The organism is Colwellia sp. MB3u-4, assembly GCF_014077065.1.
In the GTDB taxonomy this organism is placed as follows: domain Bacteria; phylum Pseudomonadota; class Gammaproteobacteria; order Enterobacterales; family Alteromonadaceae; genus Cognaticolwellia.
The window spans coordinates 62,996-85,750 of record NZ_JACGVE010000066.1 but is presented as its reverse complement, the minus strand read 5'-3'; the positions used below and the strand labels follow the sequence as shown (position 1 = coordinate 85,750).

The 22,755-nt window shown below is 40.2% G+C and carries 19 protein-coding genes; 6 read left to right on the top strand and 13 right to left on the bottom strand.

What is annotated here, in order from left to right; genetic code table 11:
* Window positions 1–186 precede the first annotated feature (186 nt).
* Window positions 187–2,628 (top strand): PAS domain S-box protein, encoded by a 2,442-nt coding sequence (locus H4J61_RS03295; RefSeq protein ID WP_182183645.1) that lies wholly within the window; start codon window positions 187–189, stop codon window positions 2,626–2,628.
* Here H4J61_RS03295 and H4J61_RS03290 read toward each other — a convergent pair.
* The 9 genes from H4J61_RS03290 to H4J61_RS03250 all read right to left on the bottom strand — a co-directional run bounded on the left by H4J61_RS03290 (window position 2,619) and on the right by H4J61_RS03250 (window position 12,678).
* Window positions 2,619–3,479: a cation diffusion facilitator family transporter gene (locus H4J61_RS03290; protein ID WP_182183643.1), complete on the bottom strand. Its 861-nt coding sequence runs from the start codon at window positions 3,477–3,479 to the stop codon at window positions 2,619–2,621. The genes H4J61_RS03295 and H4J61_RS03290 overlap by 10 nt on opposite strands.
* A 523-nt stretch (window positions 3,480–4,002) precedes the next feature.
* Complete coding sequence (locus H4J61_RS03285) at window positions 4,003–4,782, bottom strand: zinc ribbon-containing protein (RefSeq protein WP_182137957.1); 780 nt, start codon at window positions 4,780–4,782, stop codon at window positions 4,003–4,005.
* 352 nt (window positions 4,783–5,134) lie between these two features.
* A complete protein-coding gene (locus H4J61_RS03280) occupies window positions 5,135–5,596 on the bottom strand; it encodes a hypothetical protein (protein ID WP_182183641.1) in 462 nt (153 codons plus the stop codon).
* 60 nt (window positions 5,597–5,656) lie between these two features.
* Complete coding sequence (locus H4J61_RS03275; protein WP_182137959.1) at window positions 5,657–5,956, bottom strand: chaperone modulator CbpM; 300 nt, start codon at window positions 5,954–5,956, stop codon at window positions 5,657–5,659.
* A gap of 5 nt (window positions 5,957–5,961) precedes the next feature.
* On the bottom strand, window positions 5,962–6,906 hold the full coding sequence (locus H4J61_RS03270) for a DnaJ C-terminal domain-containing protein (RefSeq protein ID WP_182183639.1): 945 nt from the start codon (window positions 6,904–6,906) through the stop codon (window positions 5,962–5,964).
* A gap of 194 nt (window positions 6,907–7,100) precedes the next feature.
* The gene (locus tag H4J61_RS03265) at window positions 7,101–7,556 is read right to left on the bottom strand and encodes a hypothetical protein (RefSeq protein ID WP_182183637.1); all 456 of its coding nucleotides are present in this window, start codon (window positions 7,554–7,556) and stop codon (window positions 7,101–7,103) included.
* A 169-nt stretch (window positions 7,557–7,725) separates the two neighbouring features.
* Window positions 7,726–8,850: an ABC transporter permease gene (locus H4J61_RS03260; protein ID WP_182183635.1), complete on the bottom strand. Its 1,125-nt coding sequence runs from the start codon at window positions 8,848–8,850 to the stop codon at window positions 7,726–7,728.
* Between the two features lie 3 nt (window positions 8,851–8,853).
* Window positions 8,854–11,625, bottom strand: coding sequence for a ribosome-associated ATPase/putative transporter RbbA (gene rbbA, locus H4J61_RS03255; protein ID WP_182183703.1), 2,772 nt, complete (start codon window positions 11,623–11,625; stop codon window positions 8,854–8,856).
* A gap of 24 nt (window positions 11,626–11,649) precedes the next feature.
* Window positions 11,650–12,678: an HlyD family secretion protein gene (locus H4J61_RS03250; RefSeq protein ID WP_259363074.1), complete on the bottom strand. Its 1,029-nt coding sequence runs from the start codon at window positions 12,676–12,678 to the stop codon at window positions 11,650–11,652.
* 445 nt (window positions 12,679–13,123) lie between these two features.
* On the opposite strand from H4J61_RS03250, the gene H4J61_RS03245 reads away from it, so the two are divergent.
* Window positions 13,124–13,651 carry a GNAT family N-acetyltransferase gene (locus H4J61_RS03245; RefSeq protein WP_182137962.1) on the top strand — a complete coding sequence of 176 codons (528 nt, stop codon included), beginning with the start codon at window positions 13,124–13,126 and terminating at the stop codon, window positions 13,649–13,651.
* A gap of 5 nt (window positions 13,652–13,656) precedes the next feature.
* On the opposite strand, the gene H4J61_RS03240 is transcribed toward H4J61_RS03245, so the two are convergent.
* The 4 genes from H4J61_RS03240 to H4J61_RS03225 are packed head-to-tail and all read right to left on the bottom strand — an operon-like array spanning window position 13,657 to window position 18,766.
* The gene (locus tag H4J61_RS03240) at window positions 13,657–14,844 is read right to left on the bottom strand and encodes an acetate/propionate family kinase (RefSeq protein ID WP_182183633.1); all 1,188 of its coding nucleotides are present in this window, start codon (window positions 14,842–14,844) and stop codon (window positions 13,657–13,659) included.
* Entirely contained in the window at window positions 14,841–16,235 is a 1,395-nt protein-coding gene (locus H4J61_RS03235) for a bifunctional enoyl-CoA hydratase/phosphate acetyltransferase (protein ID WP_182137964.1), read from the bottom strand. The genes H4J61_RS03240 and H4J61_RS03235 overlap by 4 nt, the downstream gene beginning before the upstream one ends.
* Before the next feature lie 13 nt (window positions 16,236–16,248).
* The gene (gene fabI, locus H4J61_RS03230; RefSeq protein WP_220461173.1) at window positions 16,249–17,013 is read right to left on the bottom strand and encodes an enoyl-ACP reductase FabI; all 765 of its coding nucleotides are present in this window, start codon (window positions 17,011–17,013) and stop codon (window positions 16,249–16,251) included.
* Window positions 17,014–17,032: 19 nt separating this feature from the next.
* Window positions 17,033–18,766: an alpha/beta hydrolase gene (locus tag H4J61_RS03225; RefSeq protein WP_182183631.1), complete on the bottom strand. Its 1,734-nt coding sequence runs from the start codon at window positions 18,764–18,766 to the stop codon at window positions 17,033–17,035.
* 303 nt (window positions 18,767–19,069) lie between these two features.
* Between H4J61_RS03225 and H4J61_RS03220 the strand changes: the two genes are divergently transcribed.
* The 4 genes from H4J61_RS03220 (at window position 19,070) to H4J61_RS03205 (ending at window position 22,416) form a co-directional block, all read left to right on the top strand.
* A complete protein-coding gene (locus H4J61_RS03220; RefSeq protein ID WP_182183629.1) occupies window positions 19,070–20,212 on the top strand; it encodes a sensor histidine kinase in 1,143 nt (380 codons plus the stop codon).
* Between the two features lies 1 nt (window position 20,213).
* Window positions 20,214–20,834, top strand: a complete 621-nt coding sequence (locus H4J61_RS03215) for a response regulator transcription factor (RefSeq protein WP_182183626.1) — start codon at window positions 20,214–20,216, stop codon at window positions 20,832–20,834.
* A 304-nt stretch (window positions 20,835–21,138) separates the two neighbouring features.
* On the top strand, window positions 21,139–22,128 hold the full coding sequence (locus H4J61_RS03210; protein WP_182137968.1) for a permease: 990 nt from the start codon (window positions 21,139–21,141) through the stop codon (window positions 22,126–22,128).
* 51 nt (window positions 22,129–22,179) lie between these two features.
* Window positions 22,180–22,416 carry a thioredoxin family protein gene (locus tag H4J61_RS03205; RefSeq protein WP_182183624.1) on the top strand — a complete coding sequence of 79 codons (237 nt, stop codon included), beginning with the start codon at window positions 22,180–22,182 and terminating at the stop codon, window positions 22,414–22,416.
* Window positions 22,417–22,755: the final 339 nt, after the last annotated feature.

Genomic DNA, 22,755 nt, shown 5'->3' with positions numbered 1-22,755 from the left:
AAGAGTATTAAAACTGTTATTTTAAATACTGAATTAGCGTGCTGAATTATTAATTTCAATAGCTATAAAGCAAGCTATTATTCATTTAATGCTTACATGGCAAAGTGAATGTTTTGGGTTATTATTTTCTGGGTAACGAGGGCATCATGGCAATGCGTCGTCAAAATTAAGGAAGATTGAGTTTATATGGATTATGAACAAAATAATAAGACTGGGAGAATATCCTTGTCACCACAACAAAGCATTCTTTTTTATTCGATCATTACGGGTGTTTTGGCGGCTTGTTTAATTGCCTTCATGGTTGTTTCTATAGAATCTCAAGGCCGTGCACACATTAATCGTTTGTCGCAGAGTACGGCTAATGGCATAGCTTCGTTACTTAAAGACGACTTGAAAAACCGTATAATAACCCTGACAGAATTTGCCAAGTCATCTCGACTTACTTCAACTATAACAGATGACGACTGGCACACCATTAGCAAAAATTTGTATGATACGCGTGGTGGGTATCAAGTCATTGCTTGGATTGGTAACGACTACCATATTGGCAGAGTCAAATCATTTGAGGGTAACAAAATCAACCAAAACCTCAACTTGGCGCTTAACCCTGAGACTTTATCTGCCGCATTTAAAGCACAACCAAAAGGTGAGTCCGTTATCACTATGCCACTGAGTTCAATTCGTGGCGGGGCGATCGGAATATACACGCCAATATTTGATAATAAGTCACTAAATGAACCATTGGCAGGCTTTATTAGTAGCTTACTTTTTTTCGACGTTTATATAGCTGCAATCCTGCCTTCGTATTTACTGATGGAACATGATTTTTCACTCTATATTGACGGCCAAGAAATATATTCAGACCAAACAACCCCCACAATAAATACTAGCCATTGGCACAGCCAAGCAAGTTTTAAATTTCATCAGCAAATTTGGCAAATTGACATAGTACCCACATCCGAATTTTTAAGTCGCTCACATTATGGGATGATAGGGACTTTATTTTTGCTGGGTGTTTTGCTGAGTGTATTTGTTACCTTGGCGGTATACACAGCGTTAACGGCAAGAAATAAAACTAAAATCATAATAGATGAACGCAACAAAGTAGGACATTTATTGAAAAACCTACCTGGTATGGCATACCAAGCTTATGACAAACCTAACGGACCCATGATGCTAGTCAGTGAAGGTTGTGAGGTGTTAACGGGTTACGCTAAGCACGAGTTTGAGTCTCATCGCGTTTTATGGCGCAGAGTTGTACACCCAGACGATTACCAGCGGGTATATGAAATAATTAGGCAAGCGGTCAGTGAGAAAAAATTTTACGAATTTGAATATCGCATAATATGTAAAAATAAGTCGGTTCGTATCGTATGGGAAAAAGGCGAAGCGGTTACTTCACTGTTAAACAATGAAACTATTCTCGAGGGTTATATCACAGATATTACCGATATTAAAAACACGGATAAAGCCCTTATACGCAGCCATAAATTTTCTGATGCTATTGTAAATTCAGTGGTTGAAGCTGTGATTACCATAGATCATAAAGGCGATATAAAAAGCTTTAATAACGCTGCGCAACGCATGTTTGGTTATACCTTTGATGAAGTGGAAAATACCAATGTAAAACGGTTGATGCCGAGCGCTTATGCAAATCACCATGATCAATATTTAACCGACTATATACGTACCAACCAAAGCAATATTATTGGCCTTGGACGAGAACTAGACGCCAAGCGCAAGGATGGTAGTGTATTTCCTATTCATCTTTCAATAAATGATATTCAATGCCATGAAGACAGAATGTTTGTTGGTTTAATCAGAGATATTACTCAGCAAAGGGTCATTGAAGATCAAAGACGCATGCACATTGAACAAATGGCTCATGCCGATAGATTGAATTCATTGGGGGAAATAGCGGCTGGTATTGCGCACGAGGTCAATCAGCCGTTAACTGCTATTTCATTATTTTCTCAATCGGGTAAAAGTCTGTGTAATAGCGGTAAGTTCGAAAAATTGCCGGAAATATTCGAAAAGCTGAATCAACATTCACACCGAGCCGGTGCCGTGCTTGAGCGCATGCAAATCATGACAAAACAGGGGGCAAGGCAAAAAGAATTACTTGATTGCAATAAGTTAATTGACGAAGTAGCAAAATTAGCCGAACACGATGCTCGTATGCGTGATATCAATATTAAGATAAGCCACAGTAGTGAAAAATTAATTGTATTGGTTGATCTCGTACAAATACAGCAAGTCTTGTTAAATTTATTGCGCAATGGCATGGAAGCTATGCAGTCTATCGATTTTAAAAATGGCAGTGTTATTGAAGTAAGGACTCAGTTAACCGCTATTGAGAGCATTAAAATATCAGTTGTTGATAGCGGATGTGGTTTGTCTAGCAGTATGCTAGATAAGTTGTTTTCAGCATTTTCTTCAACAAAAAAGAATGGCATGGGTATCGGGCTTTCTATTTCAAAAAGTATTATTGAAGAGCACGGCGGCAGCATTCATTATACTAAAAATATTCCTGTCGGCTCAGTATTTTACTTTATGCTACCCCTTGTTGAGAATGACTACTTAATTGAGGATAGTTCGCTGACCAATGCAAGTTATTTTCAATCTTGAGTTTGTTTATCCTCATCAAGAGCGGGTTCAATATGAACAGTGGTATCGACAATGTTAAACTGCGTTGCTAAAAGGCCTTCGATTTTATCTGCAAGTTCGTGTGAGGTAGCTAAAGAAAGGTTCAAGTCAACTTTAATGGTGATATCAGCAAAGTTAGCCTCGCCATCATTACGGGTACGTACCAATTTAACTGATTTTACTTCGGGGAGCTCGGTTACTGTGCGCGCAATTTTAGCTTGGTTTAACAGGCTTTTATCAACCAGTATTGGAATGGATTGTACAAATAGCTTATAAGCCAAAAACATAATAATAAAAGCAACAGCAATAGCAAAAACTGTATCAAGCCAATAGTATCCGCGTGCTGCTAGTTGCCAGCCAATGATAACGGTAATAGAAGTCAGTACATCACTAAATGTGTGACTCGCATCTGCCTGTAATAAAGTCGAATTTAATTTTTTTGCCCAAAAAGACTCCCACAAAGTAAGGCCAGTATTAAGCCCTAAAACAATAAACATTACCCCTAAGCCAATCGAGCTATTTAACACGGGCTCACCAAAGCGGCTAGCGGCTTGAACAATAACTTCAATGGCAACAACACTGAGCAAAGTCGCTAGAAAAAATATCGCTAAAGGCACAAATTTTTTATGACCATATTGATGATCTTCATCAGGCGGTTGTTCAGATTGATTGATCGCAAACCAGGCAACAATATTGTTTGCTATATCGGTTAATGAGTGGAGTGCATCAGCTAATATTGCTGTTGAGTAGGTAGAAAAGCCAACAGCTAATTTGATCATCATCAATAAGAAGTTAATAACCCCTTCAATAATTAATACTTTTTTAATGTTCAACGTTCACCAACTTTTAAGCTAGATTAGATATCCATAAAGCTATCAAAAATTATTGATATTCGGTTTGTAGACAGATTGTGTTTTAAAGATTAACTTAATTTTATCAATAGCTTAAACTTAAACTTAAGTCCAGTAGTCTGCTATGAATAATTATTTAATTTTTTTTATAAATAATACCAAAATATCATCCATCGATTTTTCAGCTGAAAAGTCTCAACTATTGGTAGATTAAAAACAGCTAAAGACCACAGAAGATTGCAAAACCGGTAAAAAGCCAAAGGCTAGCGTTTTAAAGCTAGCTGTTGAGTAAATTAATAACTAGCCTAAAAAGCCTATGGCACAGATTATTATGTTGGAAAAAAGCCTATGTAGTAATGCGCCATTGATATGACTGTATCTTGAGGGTCAATAAAATGGTGCATGCTGAACCGACATTATTAAAAAACAACGTACTGCTTCAGCGCTATAATATCTTTGTCTATTAGGGAAATATTTACCCGCCTAGTTCATGGTAATTTCATCTTTAGTCTGCTTTATGTATTTCTTTATAAAGCATATTGATCATCGCCATTATTTTAAAATGATGGGTTTTTATTTTATGATGTAATTCTTTTTGCTGTGTGTGTATCTTCCGCTCGTTTTTATGCATTGGGGCTGATTTTTTCTCCACGGTTTTACTCTCGCTACTGAAATTATCTTCAGTATTTCTCATGATTTTTTCGTGTTCATGAGCAACTTTAGCTTGAGCTTGAATAGCCTGACTATGCTCGATCAATATTGATGTTTGTTGCTGCATGGTTTCTTCTATGGCGACTAGTTTAGTCAGCGCTTTTTGGTGCTCTTTTGTCCAATACTTTATCTCATCTAGCCATAAAGCATGTTCAGAGTTCCATTGACTGTGCTCTTGGTGGGCCGCAAGGTGCTGCTCTGTTATGATAGTTTGTGCTTGTTCTCTAAGGCTCTTGGTAAACGCTACTAATTCTACTGTATTTGAATTAGCGATACTTTGTAACTTGTCCCAAATTGAACTATTTACAAAAGCCAGTTCCAACTTTATTTGTTCTTTATAGGCTTCACCTGCGCCTTCGAATGCTTCACCTAACATTCGAAAGTTATCTTTTAAGTCTTTGCTAGCTTCCTCAATTTTATCTTTGCTAATTTCCTTGGCATCTTTGAGCTTCTCTTCTGCGGCATGAAAAGCCTGCTGTAAAGTTTTACCTTCTGTTATTACAAAGTCTTCTATGGCATCAACCATTGCTTTATAACTGACTTGTAATTCTGTTTTTTGCTCATTTTTTTTCATGGTGAGTTACCTTTAAAAATTGACTATAAATTAATATGATAATTACTCAAACCCACGTCATATACTATTCGGTATTATACTTAATGAATTGTGGAAACTACTTAACGTGATTAATAGACTTAGCCAAAGGGCTATCACTTGTTTAGTTTCCGGCAGTCTACAAACAAAGGGGAGAGCTGATATATAAACCTTAGTATCAAGTTTGAAGTACAACAATTACAGCCGACTGTCGGTATAACAGATTAATAAAGTGCAAATAACGTTTGGTTATAATTATCATGCGAGAGCCAAGGGTTACTTTCTCGTTTGATTTTCTTATTTTCTTATTATCTTTGGCTGATATCGGCAAAAATTATCGATTTACTTTGTGGCAATTGGTACAGCCACCAGAAACTTTGCCTGCAAAATAATAATTTGGCTCTTGAAGAGCGGCAGCGGCCCTTGCTTGGTCAATTGCAGCGACAAAGTCTTGCATGTGATCTTGCATAAAAGGGTGATTTCCTCCTGCTTCTCCTGTAATTAATTTAGCGGCAGTCCTTCCCATGTTTTGTAATGCTTGCAGTACTTGCTGGCGCTGGTCCTTCGCACCATCTTGAGTGGGTTCATAACCCTTAATGAGTGCTTTATCGAGTAATAGCATTTGCTGCGATAATCTAGCCATGTCAGATCTAAGCTCAGCGGGTTCAGTGTATTTAAAACCCGGAGGGTAAGTTATCTTACGCATAGACTCTGCAAATTTACTGCTGCAACCCGCTATGGTTAAACTCACGACAACGACAATGCCCACAGACCAAAAAACGCTTGATTTATTCATAGTTATAAACTCCATTAACACTCAGTTGTTGACTAATTTTATAGAGTGATTTCAATTAAACTAATCAATTCTATTCAGTCTAGCTTTTAAAAGTTTATTTTCCTGTTCGAGCTTTTTCTTCTCTTTCATTAAATCTATGACTAAGCTAATGGCGACCCAGTCAATTAAAAGTTGTTGGTTCAATTTAATGGCTTTTTTGATCCAATGAGCACTCTCCAAATCGAAAATCCATTCTGAATCTTGACTGTCTGATATAGGTGCAGCAATGCCGTATTCAACCATTTCTATTATGATGCATTTTTCAATTCCGGCTATTTCACACAATTCATTGACTGAAATATGTAAGCTTATGTCTGTCATTTTGGCTAACTCCACTCTGTTCTGGGGTTATACTTTTCTACTTCAGCAAGTTGTTGCCATAACTGTTTTGTTTCATCGGTAGTTGATGGCGGAATTACAATTTTGATGACGGTGATCAGGTCCCCCTGACCGGACTTACTATTGAGCCCTTTGCCTTTTACTCGTAGTTTTTGACCACTCTGGCAGTTAGCGGGAATGTTGAGCTTAACTTTGCCATCAAGTGTCGGTATTTCAAGTTTAATACCCAGTGCAGCTTCCCAAGGCGTCAGGGGCACGTTTAATAATAAGTTTGAGCCTTGCACATCAAATAATGGGTGCGGCACCAATCTAATAATCAGATACAAATCCCCGTTTAACTTATGGTTGCTGCCAGGTGCGCCTTGGCCTTTTAACCTTATGCGCTCACTATCTTTAACCCCTTTAGGCACTTTCACATTAAGTGATTTCTTGATTTTAGTGAGTTGACCATTGATGGGTGCAGGGACATGATATTCAATGGGTTTAGTGACACCTGAGACACTTTCTTCTAAAAAAACCGGTAATTCCATTTCAAAATCTTGGCCTTTAAATAGATCCTCGCTATGCGCTTGTGAGTGTCTTCTAGACTTGGCTCGGTCAGCAAAAAAGGAATTAAAAAAGTCAGAAAAATCATCATTTTCGTTTGACTGATATTGCTTGTTACCGCTCGAAGATTGCCAGTCGTGTGGTGCATTAAAACCCTCGGATGAACCTGAGCCATAGCGTCTCATTTTATCGTACTCAGCTCTTCTTCCCTCATTTTTTAATACTTCGTAGGCTTCAGCTACTTCTTTAAACTTTTCTTCTGCCCCGGGCTCAGGGTTCTTATCAGGATGATATTTTACGGCCAACTTACGATAGACTGTTTTGATTTCCTTTAGATCAGCATTTTCAGCCAAGCCTAGGATCTTGTAGTAATCTTTAAATTTCATTGATTGACCGTGCCCCAATTTTGTTGACTTTATATGGCTAGAAACACCACTTTACGCTTTTTTGAAGGCGATATTTTGATACAAATCAAGATAACGAATAGTTGTCAGTAGCAGATGTCGCTATTTTTTATGCTAAGGCAAAGTTATTGTGTATTGCCTCTTTAGAGAGAAAACTTGTGGCCTGCTCAGGTAGGCTAGATATCCATAAACCTATCAAAATTCATTGATATGCGTTTTTGTTTTTGCCATTGCATGTCAGCTAAGTTATTGAAAATGTCTTTGACCTTATGCTCGTCAACTTGCTCTGCTACTACTTGATATACTGCTATGAGTTCATCACTCATTTGCATGGATAATTCTAAAATATCATCCATCGATTGTGTTGATGGATGATTTTTGACTATTGGCAGTTTTAAAATTTCTTGATCATTGGCATATTGTAACCAAGTATCTAAAACACCCGATGGCGTGTTTTTTTCATAATGGGTTAATGATTCAGCTAATTTCTTTTCCTCACTGATCATATATTCCAACAATAACTGTGTTCTTGGTATATTTTCATCTTTGGCTAATTTTTGATAAAAAACAACTAATTTCTGATGGAATTCTTTCGCATGTTTAAGTGCATCTCTGGCGCTTTCAAATCGCATAATCTTCTCTTTGGTTAAGCCTAGTTATGGTCTTTTTTATCATATAAGTAAGCTTATAAACTTTGATAGTGATCAAGTTTCTCACCGTTAGACTTTATTTTGCTAAAAAAGGGCAACAATTCAAAAAACACATTTAGGATAAGCGACAATAGGTATGTGCTTGACCTTGCTATGTCATGCTTTTTAAAGAACGTCTAAACATGGCAAGGCTGGCGATAAAAAATGCTGCACCAAGCGCAATAATAATAGTCAATTGTGGCCAGACTAAATTAATGCCTGCACCACGAAAAACAACGGCTTGAGAGAACTCCATATAGTGTCTTGAAGGTAATAACCAAGTTAAGGGTTGAATGATATCAGGTTGGCTTTCAATCGGTGTTAAGCCGCCCGAGAGCATCACCATAGGAATAATAACCATAAGCACCAAAAGTGCAAATTGCGCCATGGTTTGCGCAATAGTCCCTAAAAATATACCGATGGCAGCAGCGGCAAAAAGGTAGGCAGAAGTGCCTAATAATAACAATAATTTTGAACCGGCAACGGGGATATCGAGTATATTCTCTACCACCAGAAACATTGACAAAGTAAAAGCGATCAAAATAATTAAGCCATTGGCCCAAATTTTAGCCATCACTATCTGAAACGCATTCAAAGGCATCACCAATAAGTGTTCAATTGTGCCATGCTCGCGTTCACGCAAAAGTGCTGCGCCGGTCAAAATAATGGTTAACATAGTGATTTGATTAAGCAGTGCATTAATAGCACTAAACCACATGCCGTTGCCGTTTGGATTGAAGGCTTGGCGCATAATAAGTTCTACTGGGTAGGCGGTGCTTTGGTCTGAGCGCTTAAAAAAATAATTCACTTCTTGGCTAATAATGCTCTGTATATAGCCATTGCCTATACTGGCTTGTGTGACTGCTGTAGCGTCAATATCTATTTGCACTGTAGGTTGACGACCCTGACGCACATTTTGCTCAAACTTAGGCGGAATGGTAACCACAAACATAAATTTGTCTTGATCCATTGCTCGGTCTGTTTGAGGGGCCGAAATAAATATTGGCGTTTTAAAATAGGGTGGATAGAGCGCGTTAGCAATGGTGCCAGACAAGGCCGACTGGTCTTCATCAACAATCGCAATTGACGCATTATGTACCGATTCACTAATGGCTGTCGCCTCGGCATATATGGCCAAACTAAACGAGTAAACAATGAGCATCAACATGATGAAGTCGCTTACTAGGCTACGTAATTCTTTCGTGCCTAACCAATAGATATTGAGCCAGGTATTCATCAGTTAGCGCTCCTGCTTTTTAAGTGAGGTAGCGGCTATAGCGATAAAGACAGGACCAAAAAGGGCCAGTAAAATAATGTCTTTCGCTAAATCACCAAACACCAGGCCTTTAGTGAAAGCGGCAACACTTAAATGCATGTAATAAGTAGCAGGCCAAATTGTGCCAATAATATGTCCCGCACCCTCAAGTGTTGAAGTGGGTTGCACAATGCCTGAAAATTGTAAGGTGGGTAGCATACATAAGATCGCGGTAGCAAAAATTGAAGCCACTTGGGTTTGGGTGATTGAAGCCACCAGCAAGCCAAAACCTGTGGCCGCAAACACATAAAACAAGGCGCCGAGCATAAGACCAAAAAAGCTGCCTTGTAATGGCACTTGCAGTAAAAACACCACCATAAAGGTTAAAATGAAAAAATTAAGCATTCCTATAACTATATAAGGCAGTTGTTTACCTAGTAAGAACTCTAGTTTGTTGGTGGGTGTTACATAAAAGTTAGTAATGGTGCCCATTTCTTTCTCTCGAGATATGCTAACGGCCATTAGAATAGCGGGAAACAATAGCAACAACATTGCAGGTGTTTTAGGCCCTATCGAAAAAACGGTCTTAAAAGCAGGATTGTATCTATAACGCGATGCTAAGTTAACCTTTGCCAAGGCACTGGCGTCAATACCTGCATTGTTGGCTAGCTCGGTAATATAATGCAAGTGCACGCCGGTTACATAACCTGCAATAGTGCCAGCGCGAATAGTGTTGGAGCCGTCAATCCAAGCAGATACGCTAGGCGATTCGCCATTTTTAAGCGCTCGGCCAAATCCGGCAGGGATCTCAAGTGCCAGCGTAATGTCATTGGATGTTAAGCGTTGCTCTAACTCATCATTACTATGAACATCAGGGCGACTAACAAAATAACGTGAGCCCTGAAAATTGCTTAAATACTGACGACTTTCTGGGCTACGGTCATTGTCAAACGCGGCGTAATTTAAGTCTTCTACATCGAGTGAAATACCATAAGCGATGACTATCAATAATATGGCACTGCCGATAAAGGCAAAGGCAAGGCGTATCGGATCGCGCAATACTTGCATAGTTTCAAGGTAACTGTAAGCCAATAGCCGATGAAAGCTAAATCGATTATGTTTGGCACTGTCTTTATTTGATGCCGGCAACTCTAGCTCTAAGGCGCTAGGCTGTAACTCTGGAGGTGAGGCTGGGATAGGCAATGAAAGTATATTTTCAATTGATTTTTTTTGTTTAATCGCTGCTTCTAAATAGGCAATAAATGCCTGCTCTAAAGTCTCAGCGCCTTTTTTCTCAATCAATTGCTCAGGGGTACCATAGATAAGTACTTCACCGGCATGCATCAATGAAATGCGATCACAGCGTAAGGCTTCGTTCATAAAATGGGTAGAGATGAAAATAGTCACCTTGTCGGTGCGCGACAGCTCAACTAATAAAGCCCAAAATTGGTCTCGGGCAACGGGGTCAACACCTGACGTAGGTTCATCTAAAATGAGCATTTCTGGTTGATGAATAACCGCTACTGCAAGCGACAGACGTTGGCGCATACCCAGAGGTAAAGACGCGGCAGCTTCATCCATGTAGGTATGCAAACCAAAGCGTTTAGTGAGTGTGTTAATTCTCTGTGCTGCTTGAGCTGGGGCGAGGTGAAACAAACGCGCATGTAAGGTCAGATTTTGCGCTACGGTTAATTCGCCATACAATGAAAAAGCCTGTGACATAAAGCCAACGCGTTGACGTGTTTGTATATCGTTTGCATTGACCGCTTTACCAAATAAGTAGGCCTCACCACTGCTAACCGACAGCAAGCCTGTGAGCATTTTCATGGTTGTGGTTTTACCGCAACCATTTGAGCCTAAAAAACCAAAAATTTCTCCTGCTTGTATTTCAAAACTGACATCATTTACTGCGGTAAAATCGCCAAAACGTCGGGTTAAATTTTTAGCTATAATTGCAGGTGACGCGTTACTTTTTTTAAAGGGTGGGATGATCAATTTACTATGGTTAGCCCGTTTTTTTTGCGGTAATAAACGCACAAATGCGCTTTCTAGATCCTTAGTATGGGTTTTAGCTTTTATTTCCTGTGGCGTACCGGTATCAAGAACACGTCCGGCATCCATGGCAATTAAATAGTCAAAACCTTCAGCTTCATCCATATAGGCGGTAGAGACTAATATACTCATGGTCGGGCGTTGTGCCCTGATAGACGCAATAAGTTGCCAAAATTGTCGTCTTGAAAGGGGGTCGACACCCGTAGTTGGTTCATCTAATATCAGTAAGTCAGGATCATGAATAAGCGCGCAACACAGGCCAAGCTTTTGTTTCATGCCACCTGAGAGTTTTTTAACCGGACGTGATAAAAAAGCGTGTAATTCGGTGGCTTTTGTTAACTTGTCAATTCGCGCCTTGCGCTCATGAGCAGGCTGGTTAAATAATTTTGCAAAGAAGTCTAAATTCTCTTCTACACTCAGTTCTGCATATAAGTTTTTACCCAGACCTTGTGGCATATAAGCAATGCGAGGACCAATTAATTCTCGATGTTTCGCTAAGGCCATATCGCCATCTAAGACGGTTAATTGACCTTGTTGCAGTTTTCGTGCGCCAGAAATTAAGCCCATCAGCGTTGACTTACCCACACCATCAGGGCCTAGTAATCCGACCATCATGCCAGCAGAAATAGTTAACGTAATATCGTCAAGCGCTAGCGTATTATGATAATGATGAGTAACTTTTTGGATACGCGTTACCGTTTGCATTGTTTTACTCACTTAAGGTGTCCTCTACTGACTACTTTGTTCGGCAGGATTAATATCATCAGGTAATTTTTGTAAAAATACCGGCCAAGCAGAGGCTTGTTTCCCTTTGGTTGCTGACAAGCGAATATACGCAACCCCGCGCACGCCCGTTTTAACTTGCTCAATATGGTTTAATACCAAAGCTTGAGGTATGCGTAATTTGACTCGAAACATTAATTTATCGCGCTCGCTTTGTGTTTCAACTTGTTTGGGGGTGAATTGTGATTCAGGAGAAACAAAGCTCACTTGTGCTGGAATAGCGATATCGAGTATGTCTAGTTTCACCCTAGCTTGAGCGCCTATGGGGGTTAAATAGGCTTGTGCAGAGGGGAGAAAAACCTCCATATATATATCGCCAAGGTTAATAATGGTTAATACTTTCCCGCCGCTGCCTAATACTTCGTTGGGTTGCGCTAATCGATAGAGTACTCGTCCCATTGCAGGAGATTTAAGCACGGCTTCGTCAATTTGTGTTTGCACACGTTTGACTTCGGCTTGAGCAACCAATACTGATTGTTCAAGTGTGTTTACATGGGCTTTAGCTGCATTATAAACCGCAATGGCAGTAGCTTTAATGGTTTGCTTTTGGTCAGCCAAACTTTGTGATATTGCGCCGGTTTTAACTAACGCAGCAACGCGCTTGAATTCAAGCTCTGCCAAGGTTAATTCACTTTCTCGTTGCGCTATTAATGCGGAACTTTCGACTACAGCAGCCTGTGTTTGCAGAACTTGTGCTTGTGTTTGTGCTAATTGTGCATCAAGTTCTGTGGTATCCATGTTAGCTAGCACTTGATCAAGGGTAACCAGGTCACCCTCCTGAACTAAAATATGTTTAACGCGGCCGGCGTACTTAGTCGTAATATCAATCTGGTCGGCTTCTATTCTGCCGTTACCTGTTGCAATATCTGCAGGCAATAATGTTTGTTGGCTTTGCCACCATTGCCAAGAAAAAGCTGCGATCACAATAACAATAAGGCTAAACGCCATTAACCTAATGACAGGTTTTTTCATCATTTATTTCCATAAAAGGTCGTGTTTATGCTTGTTATATTGAATCGGTGGCAACTAGCATATATTGGGGGATTTTTTGATCTGCAACATTTGGCTTGTAATGCACGCTTTAAGTGTTGCGATCGAACAAACTGTACCTTGGTATTTGTTTTACCAATATTAGGGATGTCCGACATTTGAATGTGGCTTCCCCTTAGTGACTTTTCACCTTATCTCACTAGGTACCTAGGTGATCACTGTAGATGCAAGAACATTGTCTTAAATAAGAAATAATGCCCACATAACATAAGAAAAAAAATAATAAAAATCATCAGTATAGGTATTCCCCCTTGGTATAAGTACAAACCACAGTGCTTTAGAGGGAATCCCCAATGGTTAAGTCACAAAATTCTTCTATCATTACTTACAATCACCATAAACAATTAAGTTTGCATCAAGAGGATTTAGCATGACTGAAAAACTGACCAGCGATCATAAAAACGTGACTATTGGCGATCTTGAGATCACCATCCGGCCCATCACTCCTGAAGACAAGCACTTAGAAGCAGCCTTTGTAAAAAAGCTATCAATGCAAACAAAATATGAACGATTTTTTGAAGGTTTAAAAGAATTATCGCCTTCCATGTTGAACGTGCTGAGTAATATTGACTATGTAGATACCATGGCTTATATCGCGACGATTAAAACTGGAGAAGGCGAAAAAGAAATTGGAATGTGTCGCTACGCGGCTGACAAAGTGCCGGGCGAAAGTGAAATGGCAATAACCGTTGCAGATGATTATCCCTATGAGGAGGTTGCGACTGTGTTACTGCATTCGTTATTTGAGCATGCAAAGGCCAATAATATAAAACGTCTTTTTTCAATTGAACTCAGCAGTAATTATCGTATAAAAAAATTAGCTGAACATCTGGGTATGTCCGCTAAAGTTCATCCAGAAGACGCGACATTGATCCTGTATTCATTGCTGCTGAAGTAAGGCGTTTAGCGACCCATAAGTAATTCTTGGGTCGCTTGGGCGATAATAATCTCTTCGTTTGTGGGTATTACCAGCACCTTAACGCTTGAGTCATCTTGGCTAATAACGCTTTTATGCTGACGGTTTTTACTTGCATTTAAACTAACCCCAAGCCAAGTTAAGTGCTGACAAATTTGTCCGCGTATGGCCGCGGAATTTTCGCCAATACCGGCAGTAAAAACAATGGCATCAATGCCACATAAGGTGCTAACCAGAGCAGCAAGTTCGCGAGCAGCGCGATAACAAAACAAGTCAATGGCTTGTTTTGCCTGTGGGTCGTTACTTTGTTCTAGTATTTGCATGTTGCTGCTAATACCCGAAACCCCCAGTAGCCCAGACTCTTTATAGAGCATATGTTCTACCTCTTCTACACTCATTTTATAATGGCGTAAAAGGTGGATAACAACACCGGCATCAAGGCTGCCGCAACGTTGGCCCATCATTAAACCATCAAGCGCTGTAAAGCCCATAGTTGTTGCTACGCTTTGTCTTTGCTTTAAGGCGCACATACTCGCGCCGTTGCCTAGATGAGCGACAATAACGCGTCCATTGGCAAGTGTGCCCAAATATTGTGGCAAACAGCTGGCAATATACTGATAAGAAAGACCATGAAATCCATAACGAATAATGCCTTTATCGCTATATTCGCGCGGTAGAGCAAACAGTTGTGCAAGCGCGGGTTGTGTGGAATGAAAACTGGTATCAAAACAAGCGACTTGGGGTAATTCAGGAGCCCAGTTAAAAAAGGCTTCAATAGCGGCAAGGTTATGCCCTTGATGCAGTGGCGCCAGTGGGATCAGTGTCTTTAAGTGTTTAACTACGCTAACTGTAAGTATTGTTGGCGTTAAAAAGTCGCGACCGCCATGTACTACACGATGACCAACAGCTTTAATTTTATAACCTTGGTTATGGTGATTAAGCCACTCAATCAGCCACTTTATTAGCGCTTCATGTGTCGTTTGATCATTAAATGCAGCAAGGTCGTTGTTGGTTAAATCATTGCCTTTAGCGTCTATGGCATAAAGTGTCGGACTTTGACCAATATTGACGACTTTACCACTGAGTAATGCCTGCGAACTAGGGGTGGCAAAGCTATAAAGCGCAAACTTGATGCTCGACGATCCTGCGTTAATAACCAGTACCGCATCGTTCATAAAATAGTCTTCTTAGTATAATCGACGTAGCGCTGAGCTAACACACAAGAGGCAAGTCGTGAAAGTGTTCCGTCGGCCCGACTGGTTAAAATTATGGGTACTGTAGCGCCAAGTACAATACCGGCAGATTCTGCACCCGCTAAATATATCAGCTGTTTAGCGATCATGTTGCCGGCTTCTAAGTCGGGTGCGACTAAAATGTCGGCGTCACCGGCAACCTCTGATACTAGCTCTTTAGCCGCCGCAGCAGATTTTGAAATAGCGTTGTCAAATGCCAAGGGTCCATCGATTATACCGCCCGTTATTTGCTTGCGGTCAGCCATTTTGCATAATCCAGCGGCGTCTAGGGTTGAAAGTATTTTTGAATTAACCGTTTCAACCGCAGATAAAATCGCTACTTTAGGAAGGGTTATGCCTAAAGTATGCAGTAAATCGATAGCGTTTTGTACAATGTCACGCTTGGCGTTTAGATCGGGAGCGATATTGATGGCGGCATCGGTAATAAATAGTGGTTTATGGTAAGTGGGCACGTCTAATGCAAATATATGACTCATTCTGCGTTCAGTACGTAACCCCTTGCTTTTATGTAATATAGCTTGCATTAATTCATCAGTATGCAATTTACCTTTCATGATGGCGTCAACATTATTTTTTCGCACTTCTTCAACGGCAATTTCCGCTGCACCATGACTGTGTGGTGCATCAATCAATTTTATGCCAGCCAAGCTGCAACCGGCTTGGCTGGCCACCGCAATAATTTTATCTTTAGGGCCGATCAAAATGGGCTCAATAACCCCTTGGCGTTTTGCCTCAATGGCTCCAAGCAAGGATATTTCATCGCAAGGGTGCACCACTGCCACTCTAATGGGGGCAATGTCTTTGGTTGATTCAAGTAATTTCTGATAATGCGCCCCGTGCTCATGTAAATGCACCTCAGGTAATATCACTCTGGGTCGGCGTACTTTCTCGCTCGGCGCTATAACCCTAGCTTCGCCTATGATAACGCATTCGCCGTCCTGATTTAGGCATTCACATTTAAGCAATACCTGTTTTTTGTCCGCAATTTTTTCTATCACTGTCACCCGTACTAATACCTTGTCACCAATACTAACCGGACGCCTAAAACTCAAAGATTGATTTAAATAAATGGTGCCTGGACCCGGTAATTGTGTCCCCAATAGGGCTGATATAAGCGCACCACCCCACATACCATGGGCGATTACTTTATGAAAAATATCCGCTTTTGCATATTCTAGGTCAACATGGGCAGGGTTAACATCGCCTGACATGACGGCAAACAATTCAATATCTTGCGGTTTAAGTACCCGAGTCAGTTCTGCTATGTCGCCGACAGCTATTTCATCAAAGGTCTTGTTTTCAATATATTCCATGACATTTCCTCGTTTAAGCCAACACGTGATAACCGGCATCAACAAAGGTAATATTGCCGGTAACACTTTTAGCCGCGTCACTGACAAGCCCGGTGGCTATGTTGCCTACGTCTTCGATAGTGACTAGTTGGCGCTTAGGTGCTCGCGCTCTTGCGTCATTGATCAGCTCATCAAAAAAAGCGATGCCAGAGGCTGCGCGTGTTTGTAATGGGCCCGGAGAAAGCGCATTAACTCGAATACCTGCTGGACCAAGTTCGGCGGCTAAATAACGTACCGACGATTCCAACGCTGCTTTTACTGGTCCCATAATATTATAATGTTCGACCACTTTTTCTGCGCCATAGTAACTAACCGTGAGTAGGCAGCCGCCATTTTTCATTAAAGGTTCTGCTTTACGGGCCATACGGATAAACGAATGGCAAGAAATATCCATTGCTTGAGAAAAGCCTATTCGAGAACAATCAGTGACCCGTCCATGTAAGTCGTCTTTTGGACAATAGGCAATTGAGTGTAAAATAAAATCTAACTCGCCCCACGTTGTAGCGATACGCTGAAAAACAGCATCAAGTTGACTGTCATCTTGTACATCCAGTGGTAACAATATTTCGGCGTTAACCTCAGTTGCCACGGGTTCAACATAGGCCTTACTTTTTTCATTAATATAGGTGATAGCAAGTTTTGCACCGGCTAGTGAAAATGCCTTAGCACAGCCCGCTGCGATAGATTGCTCATTGGCAATACCTACCACTAACCCTCGTTTTCCTTCGAGTATCTTCATCTTGCTTTTCCTCAAGCTTTTAGTTTTGAAATATATAAGTGCCAGGGGCATCACAAAGTACACTAAGTTTTTTGTTGGGCGCGCCCATGGTAGGCGGGGCAGTTAATTTACTGGAATGGTTATGCAGCCACTTTGTTAACTCTGGCCACCATGATCCTTCATGATGTGCTTGCTTAGCTTCCCAGCTGTTTGGGTCAGTATATTTAGCCTCTTTTTTAGTGGTGGCTATTTGGTAACTTCTGCGTGGATGCCCAGGTTCGCTCACTATGCCGGCATTATGACCACCGCTGGTTAACAAAAAGGTAACGTCAGTATCACTCAATAAATGAAATTTATAAACTGACTGCCAAGGGGCCACATGGTCTTTTTGCGTGCCAACAACAAATGCAGGAGCGCGGATATCAGAAATAGAAATGGGTTTATCGTCTACAAGATAGCGACCTTCAGTCAGGTCATTATCTAAAAATAGCTTACGTAAGTAATGTGAATGCATTTTATACGGCATACGAGTGGTGTCGGAATTCCATGCCATTAAGTCGTTAACCGGCGTGCGGTTACCCATTAAATAATCATGTACCATGCGCGACCAAATCAAGTCATTTGAGCGCAGTAATTGAAAAGCGCCCGACATTTGCTTCGCGTCTAAATAGCCTTGTTCCCACATCATGTCTTCTAAAAAGCTAACCTGGCTTTCATTAATAAATAACATTAATTCACCGGCTTCTGAAAAATCGACTTGAGTGGCTAATAATGAAAGTGATTGAATTCTATCGTCACCGTCTCTAGACATAGCAGCCGCGGCTATTGAGAGTAATGTACCGCCTAAGCAATAACCAATACCATGGATTTTCGCTTTACCGGTAATTTTACCTATGGTGTCGATGGCATCCATAACGCCATACTTGCGGTAATCAGCCATGCCTAAATCACGGTCGTCTTGGTCTGGGTTTTTCCATGAGACCATAAACACGGTAAACCCTTGCTCGGTTAAGTATTTAACTAGCGAGTTTTGAGCTGATAAATCAAGAATGTAGTATTTCATAATCCATGCCGGCACGATTAGAATAGGCTCTGGACGAACCTGCTCTGTTACAGGTTCATATTGAATTAATTCAATTAAGTGGTTGCGATAAACCACCTTTCCAGGCGTAACAGCAAGATTTTTGCCAACCGCATATCCCTCCGTACCCACAGGTTTTTTATTACCCATATTGCGTTGCATGTCGTCCATCAGGTTTTGCATACCCCGGACTAAATTTTGACCACCTTCTTGTTTAGTTTGTTCCAGTAATTGCGGGTTGGTCAGCAAGTAATTTGAGGGTGAAAATATATCCAACATTTGCCGAGTGGCAAACTCAACCACATTCTCATGCTGTTGAGTGACACCGTTCACATCGGTTGTTGCATTTGACCACCACTGCTGGTTGAGTAAAAACGACTGGGATAAAAGATTAAATGGCCACTTTTTCCAAGTTGGGTCGCTAAAGCGTTTATCGAAGGGTAAAGGTTCTATGCAAGGCTGATTTTGACCTTTCTGTGTTGTGCACTCGCTAAGATAGCCTGCGAGTCGAGTAGACTTTCTAGTCGCTTTTTCCATAAGGTGAGCTTGTTTACCTGGTGATAAAGCTAAGTGCACAGCCCAATCAGCATAGGCGGCCATTAGTGCGCTTGGTGATAACCCTGATGTCAATTTAGACATAGCGGCATGTAGCGTTTTATCCATAGCATCATATTGCGAATTTTCTTTTTTCATCTTACATTCCTTAAATATGTAGTCACCGGCAATTACTGCTGCTTATTGAGGCAAATGGCCTTTTATTAGCTTGTATTAGCTTATGTTGGCTTGTTTAGCCCAATTGAATTAATGGTGTTTGTAGAACATGCACTAAGCCGTTTACTCAAACATGCTCAATAATTTAATAAGTACCCATAATTTATCAGCGAATAACTTCCCTTAACAATTGGTGATTGCCACACGCTTATGTGGATAACCACAATTGGCTTAGGGTTTAAAATTCAATATACTGATTTCATTTTCAAGTTCATTCAGAGCCTTATGAAGACTGAGCCACGCCTTATACAAGCATCTGTTTTTCTGCAAAATTTATCGCAGACGGTTGCTTTGTGGCTGGCTTTATTAACTGGGCTGGGTGTAATGGCCATTCAATATGCCACTTGGCTGAATGGCAGCGGGGAAGGGTATTCTCTTTTTACGTTAAACTTTGCCCAAGGTAGTCAATTCAATAGTCATTTAACGGTTAGCTTATTACTGAGTGTATTGTCTGGGCTGTTGGTCTATCAAGCATTGATGAATAGAATTAGAACTCAGCAATTAAAAAACAAAGCCAAGTATTTAACCAGCTTGTTTCAACAATTACCGGGAACGACTTATCGCTTTATTATGGATGCAAATGATCTGCGTATTGAGGGGGTTTCGAGTGACATTTATCAACAACGCATTGCTGAAGATAGCGCTCGTTTGCAGACAGAAAAATTGGCGCATGTGGCTCGCTTAAATGCGCTGGGAGAAATGGCGTCTGGCATTGCTCACGAAATTAATCAGCCACTTGCGGCAATCTCTTTATTTGCGCAAGCAGGAAAACGCTTGCTAGCTTGTGGTCAATACGAACGTGTACCCGAGGTGTTTGACAAATTAAGTCAACATGCGCAGCGTGCTGGTGTAATTATTGAGCGTATACAGTCGATGGCTAAGCCACATAATCGGGTGAAAAAATTGGTAGGCTGCTATGATTTAATCACTGAGGTTGCTCAACTTGCCCAAGCTGAAGCTCGCTTTTATGATATTAAAATAGAGCTAGTTATTGCAAGAAAACTGCCTATGGTTAAGATCGATGTATTGCAAATTCAACAAGTTATATTAAACTTGCTGCGCAATGGCATGCAGGCCATGAGTGCAGTTAATTGTAGTAATGGTAATGAAATTTTCTTAAAAGCTAAGATGAATAACCGTAATGAATTAGAAATTGGGGTTGTTGACAGCGGCGATGGCATATCAGAGCAAGCTGGAAACAGTTTATTTAAAGCCTTTTCAACCACCAAAGAAACGGGCATAGGCATGGGGTTAGTGATCAGCCGAGCGATTATAGAGGCACATAACGGATTGATTAAATTTTTTAATAATAAAAATGGTGGTGCGACCTTTTATTTCACTTTGCCTACCACTAAGCGAGACAGCTAATATGCAAATAGCACAAATAGTGTATGTTGTTGACGACGATGAAGGGATTCGAGAAGGCTTAAGTCTGTTGTTAGAAACTACAGGGCAATTAGTTAAATCATACAGTAATGCGGCTGATTTTTTAGATGACTACGACAAAACAATGCGCGGTTGTCTTATTCTAGATATTCGCATGCCGCGTATGACCGGTTTAGACTTACAAAAACAATTGAACAATTGTGGCGCTTCGCTACCCATCATTTTTATTACCGGTCATGGCGATATTCCTATGGCGGTTGAGGCTATGCGCCAAGGCGCGCTCGACTTTATCCGCAAACCCTTCAGAGAGCAAGACCTACTCGACAGAATTAATCAAGCCCTTTTGATTGATGCTAGTAGGAGTAAGCAACAACATGATCGTAGCATTACACTAAGCAAACTGGCCTTACTTTCTGAACGCGAACGGCAAATTTTTGAGCGTGTGGCAAAAGGTGAAATGAACAAAGTTATTGCTCATGACCTTGGAATAAGTGAAAGGACAGTTGAAGTACACCGCTCACAAGTCATGAAAAAGCTTGAGGTAAGAACTTTAGCAGAACTTGTACGTTTTAAACTGCAAGAAGAAATATCGACATTAAGTTAACTTGTTATCTTGTTTTTATCAAGGTAACTACATGAAGTAGAAAGAGTATATTTAAAAAATATTGTGGTCGATTTTGCTTTGTCATGGCTCTATTGTTAATGGCGATTTTTTGAGGCCATCATTTGTTTAAAGGCCCTAAGTTATTATTTCATCATTTTTTCTTAGCAGGGCATTAACTTTTTTGTGCTTTATAAATTTATTGCTACCAGATGTTTTAGTTTTAGCACTTTATATCTATCTTTATAGAATAAACTTTACTACCTGTTTTAGTTTTTAGTTATAGGTAAACCAATAGGGAACGTTTATGTTTCAAGTATTTACAGATCTAGCCTCGTGGTTAGTTGTTGATATATTCGGTCTGTCAAAAGCAACAAAATTAGGCGACGCATTACATTTCTTCATTGAAGATACCACTAAGATATTTTTTTTGTTGCTTGTGATGATTTACGCTATTGCCTTGTTAAGAGCGTCAATGAATGTAGAGCGTGTTCGTGATTACTTAGCCGGTAAACATAAAGGTGTCGGTTATTTATTAGGCTCAAGTTTTGGCGCAATAACACCCTTTTGCTCTTGTTCAAGCATTCCCGTATTTTTAGGTTTTACTTCTGCGGGTATTCCTGTGGGCATAACCATGTCATTCCTCATTACATCACCGCTGATTAATGAAGTAGCCGTATTATTGTTACTGAGTTTATTAGGCTGGAAGTTTACGGTGCTTTACGTTGTTGTGGGTATGTCGGTAGGTATTTTAGGCGGCGTTTTTCTTGATGCCATCAAAGCGGAACGTTGGTTGCAATCTTTTGCTGCAAAAGCTTTAGCACAAGGCAAAAACGCTTCTACAGAGAAAGCCAAACGACCAGCAGCTTTATCCTTTAAAGAAAGACATACTTTTGCTAAACAAGAAATGTTAGAAATATTTTCTCGGGTATGGAAATGGGTCATCATAGGTGTGGGCTTAGGGTCTGCTTTACATGGTTTTGTGCCTGACGGTTGGATTCAAGCACATTTAGGTGATGGTCAGTGGTGGTCGGTTCCCGCTGCGGTATTACTTGGCATACCATTATATTCTAATGCCACTGGCGTTATTCCTGTTATGGAAGGTTTAATTAAGCAAGGGTTGCCTATTGGTACAACACTCGCCTTTTGTATGAGCACTGTTGCTGCAAGTTTTCCCGAGTTTATTTTATTAAAGCAAGTGATGCAGTGGCGCTTATTGGCGGTGCTTTTTATGCTATTACTTATCGCATTTACATTAATTGGTTGGATTTTTAATTTTCTAACACCATTTATTTAAGCCTTGAATTTTAACGCTTTATTTTAGTTTTACATTAAATAGGAAACGCTAATGAAAGAAATAAAAGTACTAGGTACGGGTTGTGCTAAGTGTATAAAAACAGTAGAAATAATTTCAAAAATAGCCAGTGAACTTAATATTGATATCCAAATAAATAAAGTGACTGATCCCGAAATAATTATGGCCTATGGCGTAATGAGTACACCGGCCATAATTATTGATGAAATAAACGTGCACAGTGGCTCTATTCCCCATCGTCAAGATATTGAATTATGGTTGAAAAAATAGTGCAGGTGACATTGCATAGCTCAGTATTTGTTACGGTAAATAATACTGAGCTATGAACTACGAACACAGATGCTAAGTTTATACTCGACAGTTATATCTACCTAGACACCTGCCATTCAGCAGCTTTGGTATATAACTAACCTGTTTTAAAGTGAGTGTCAGCTGTGCACAAAACAATAAGCCACTTAACATTTTGATGTTTTTATGAATTATCAGCGGAATTAATTTTAACTTGTGAGTCAGATTAGTTGACTGGCGGTTGTATGCTTTTCTAATCAAGAGCGAGTTTTTATTCTTAGCTATTGCAGTATAATTTTTAAGACTAGTTAGACTATTTTT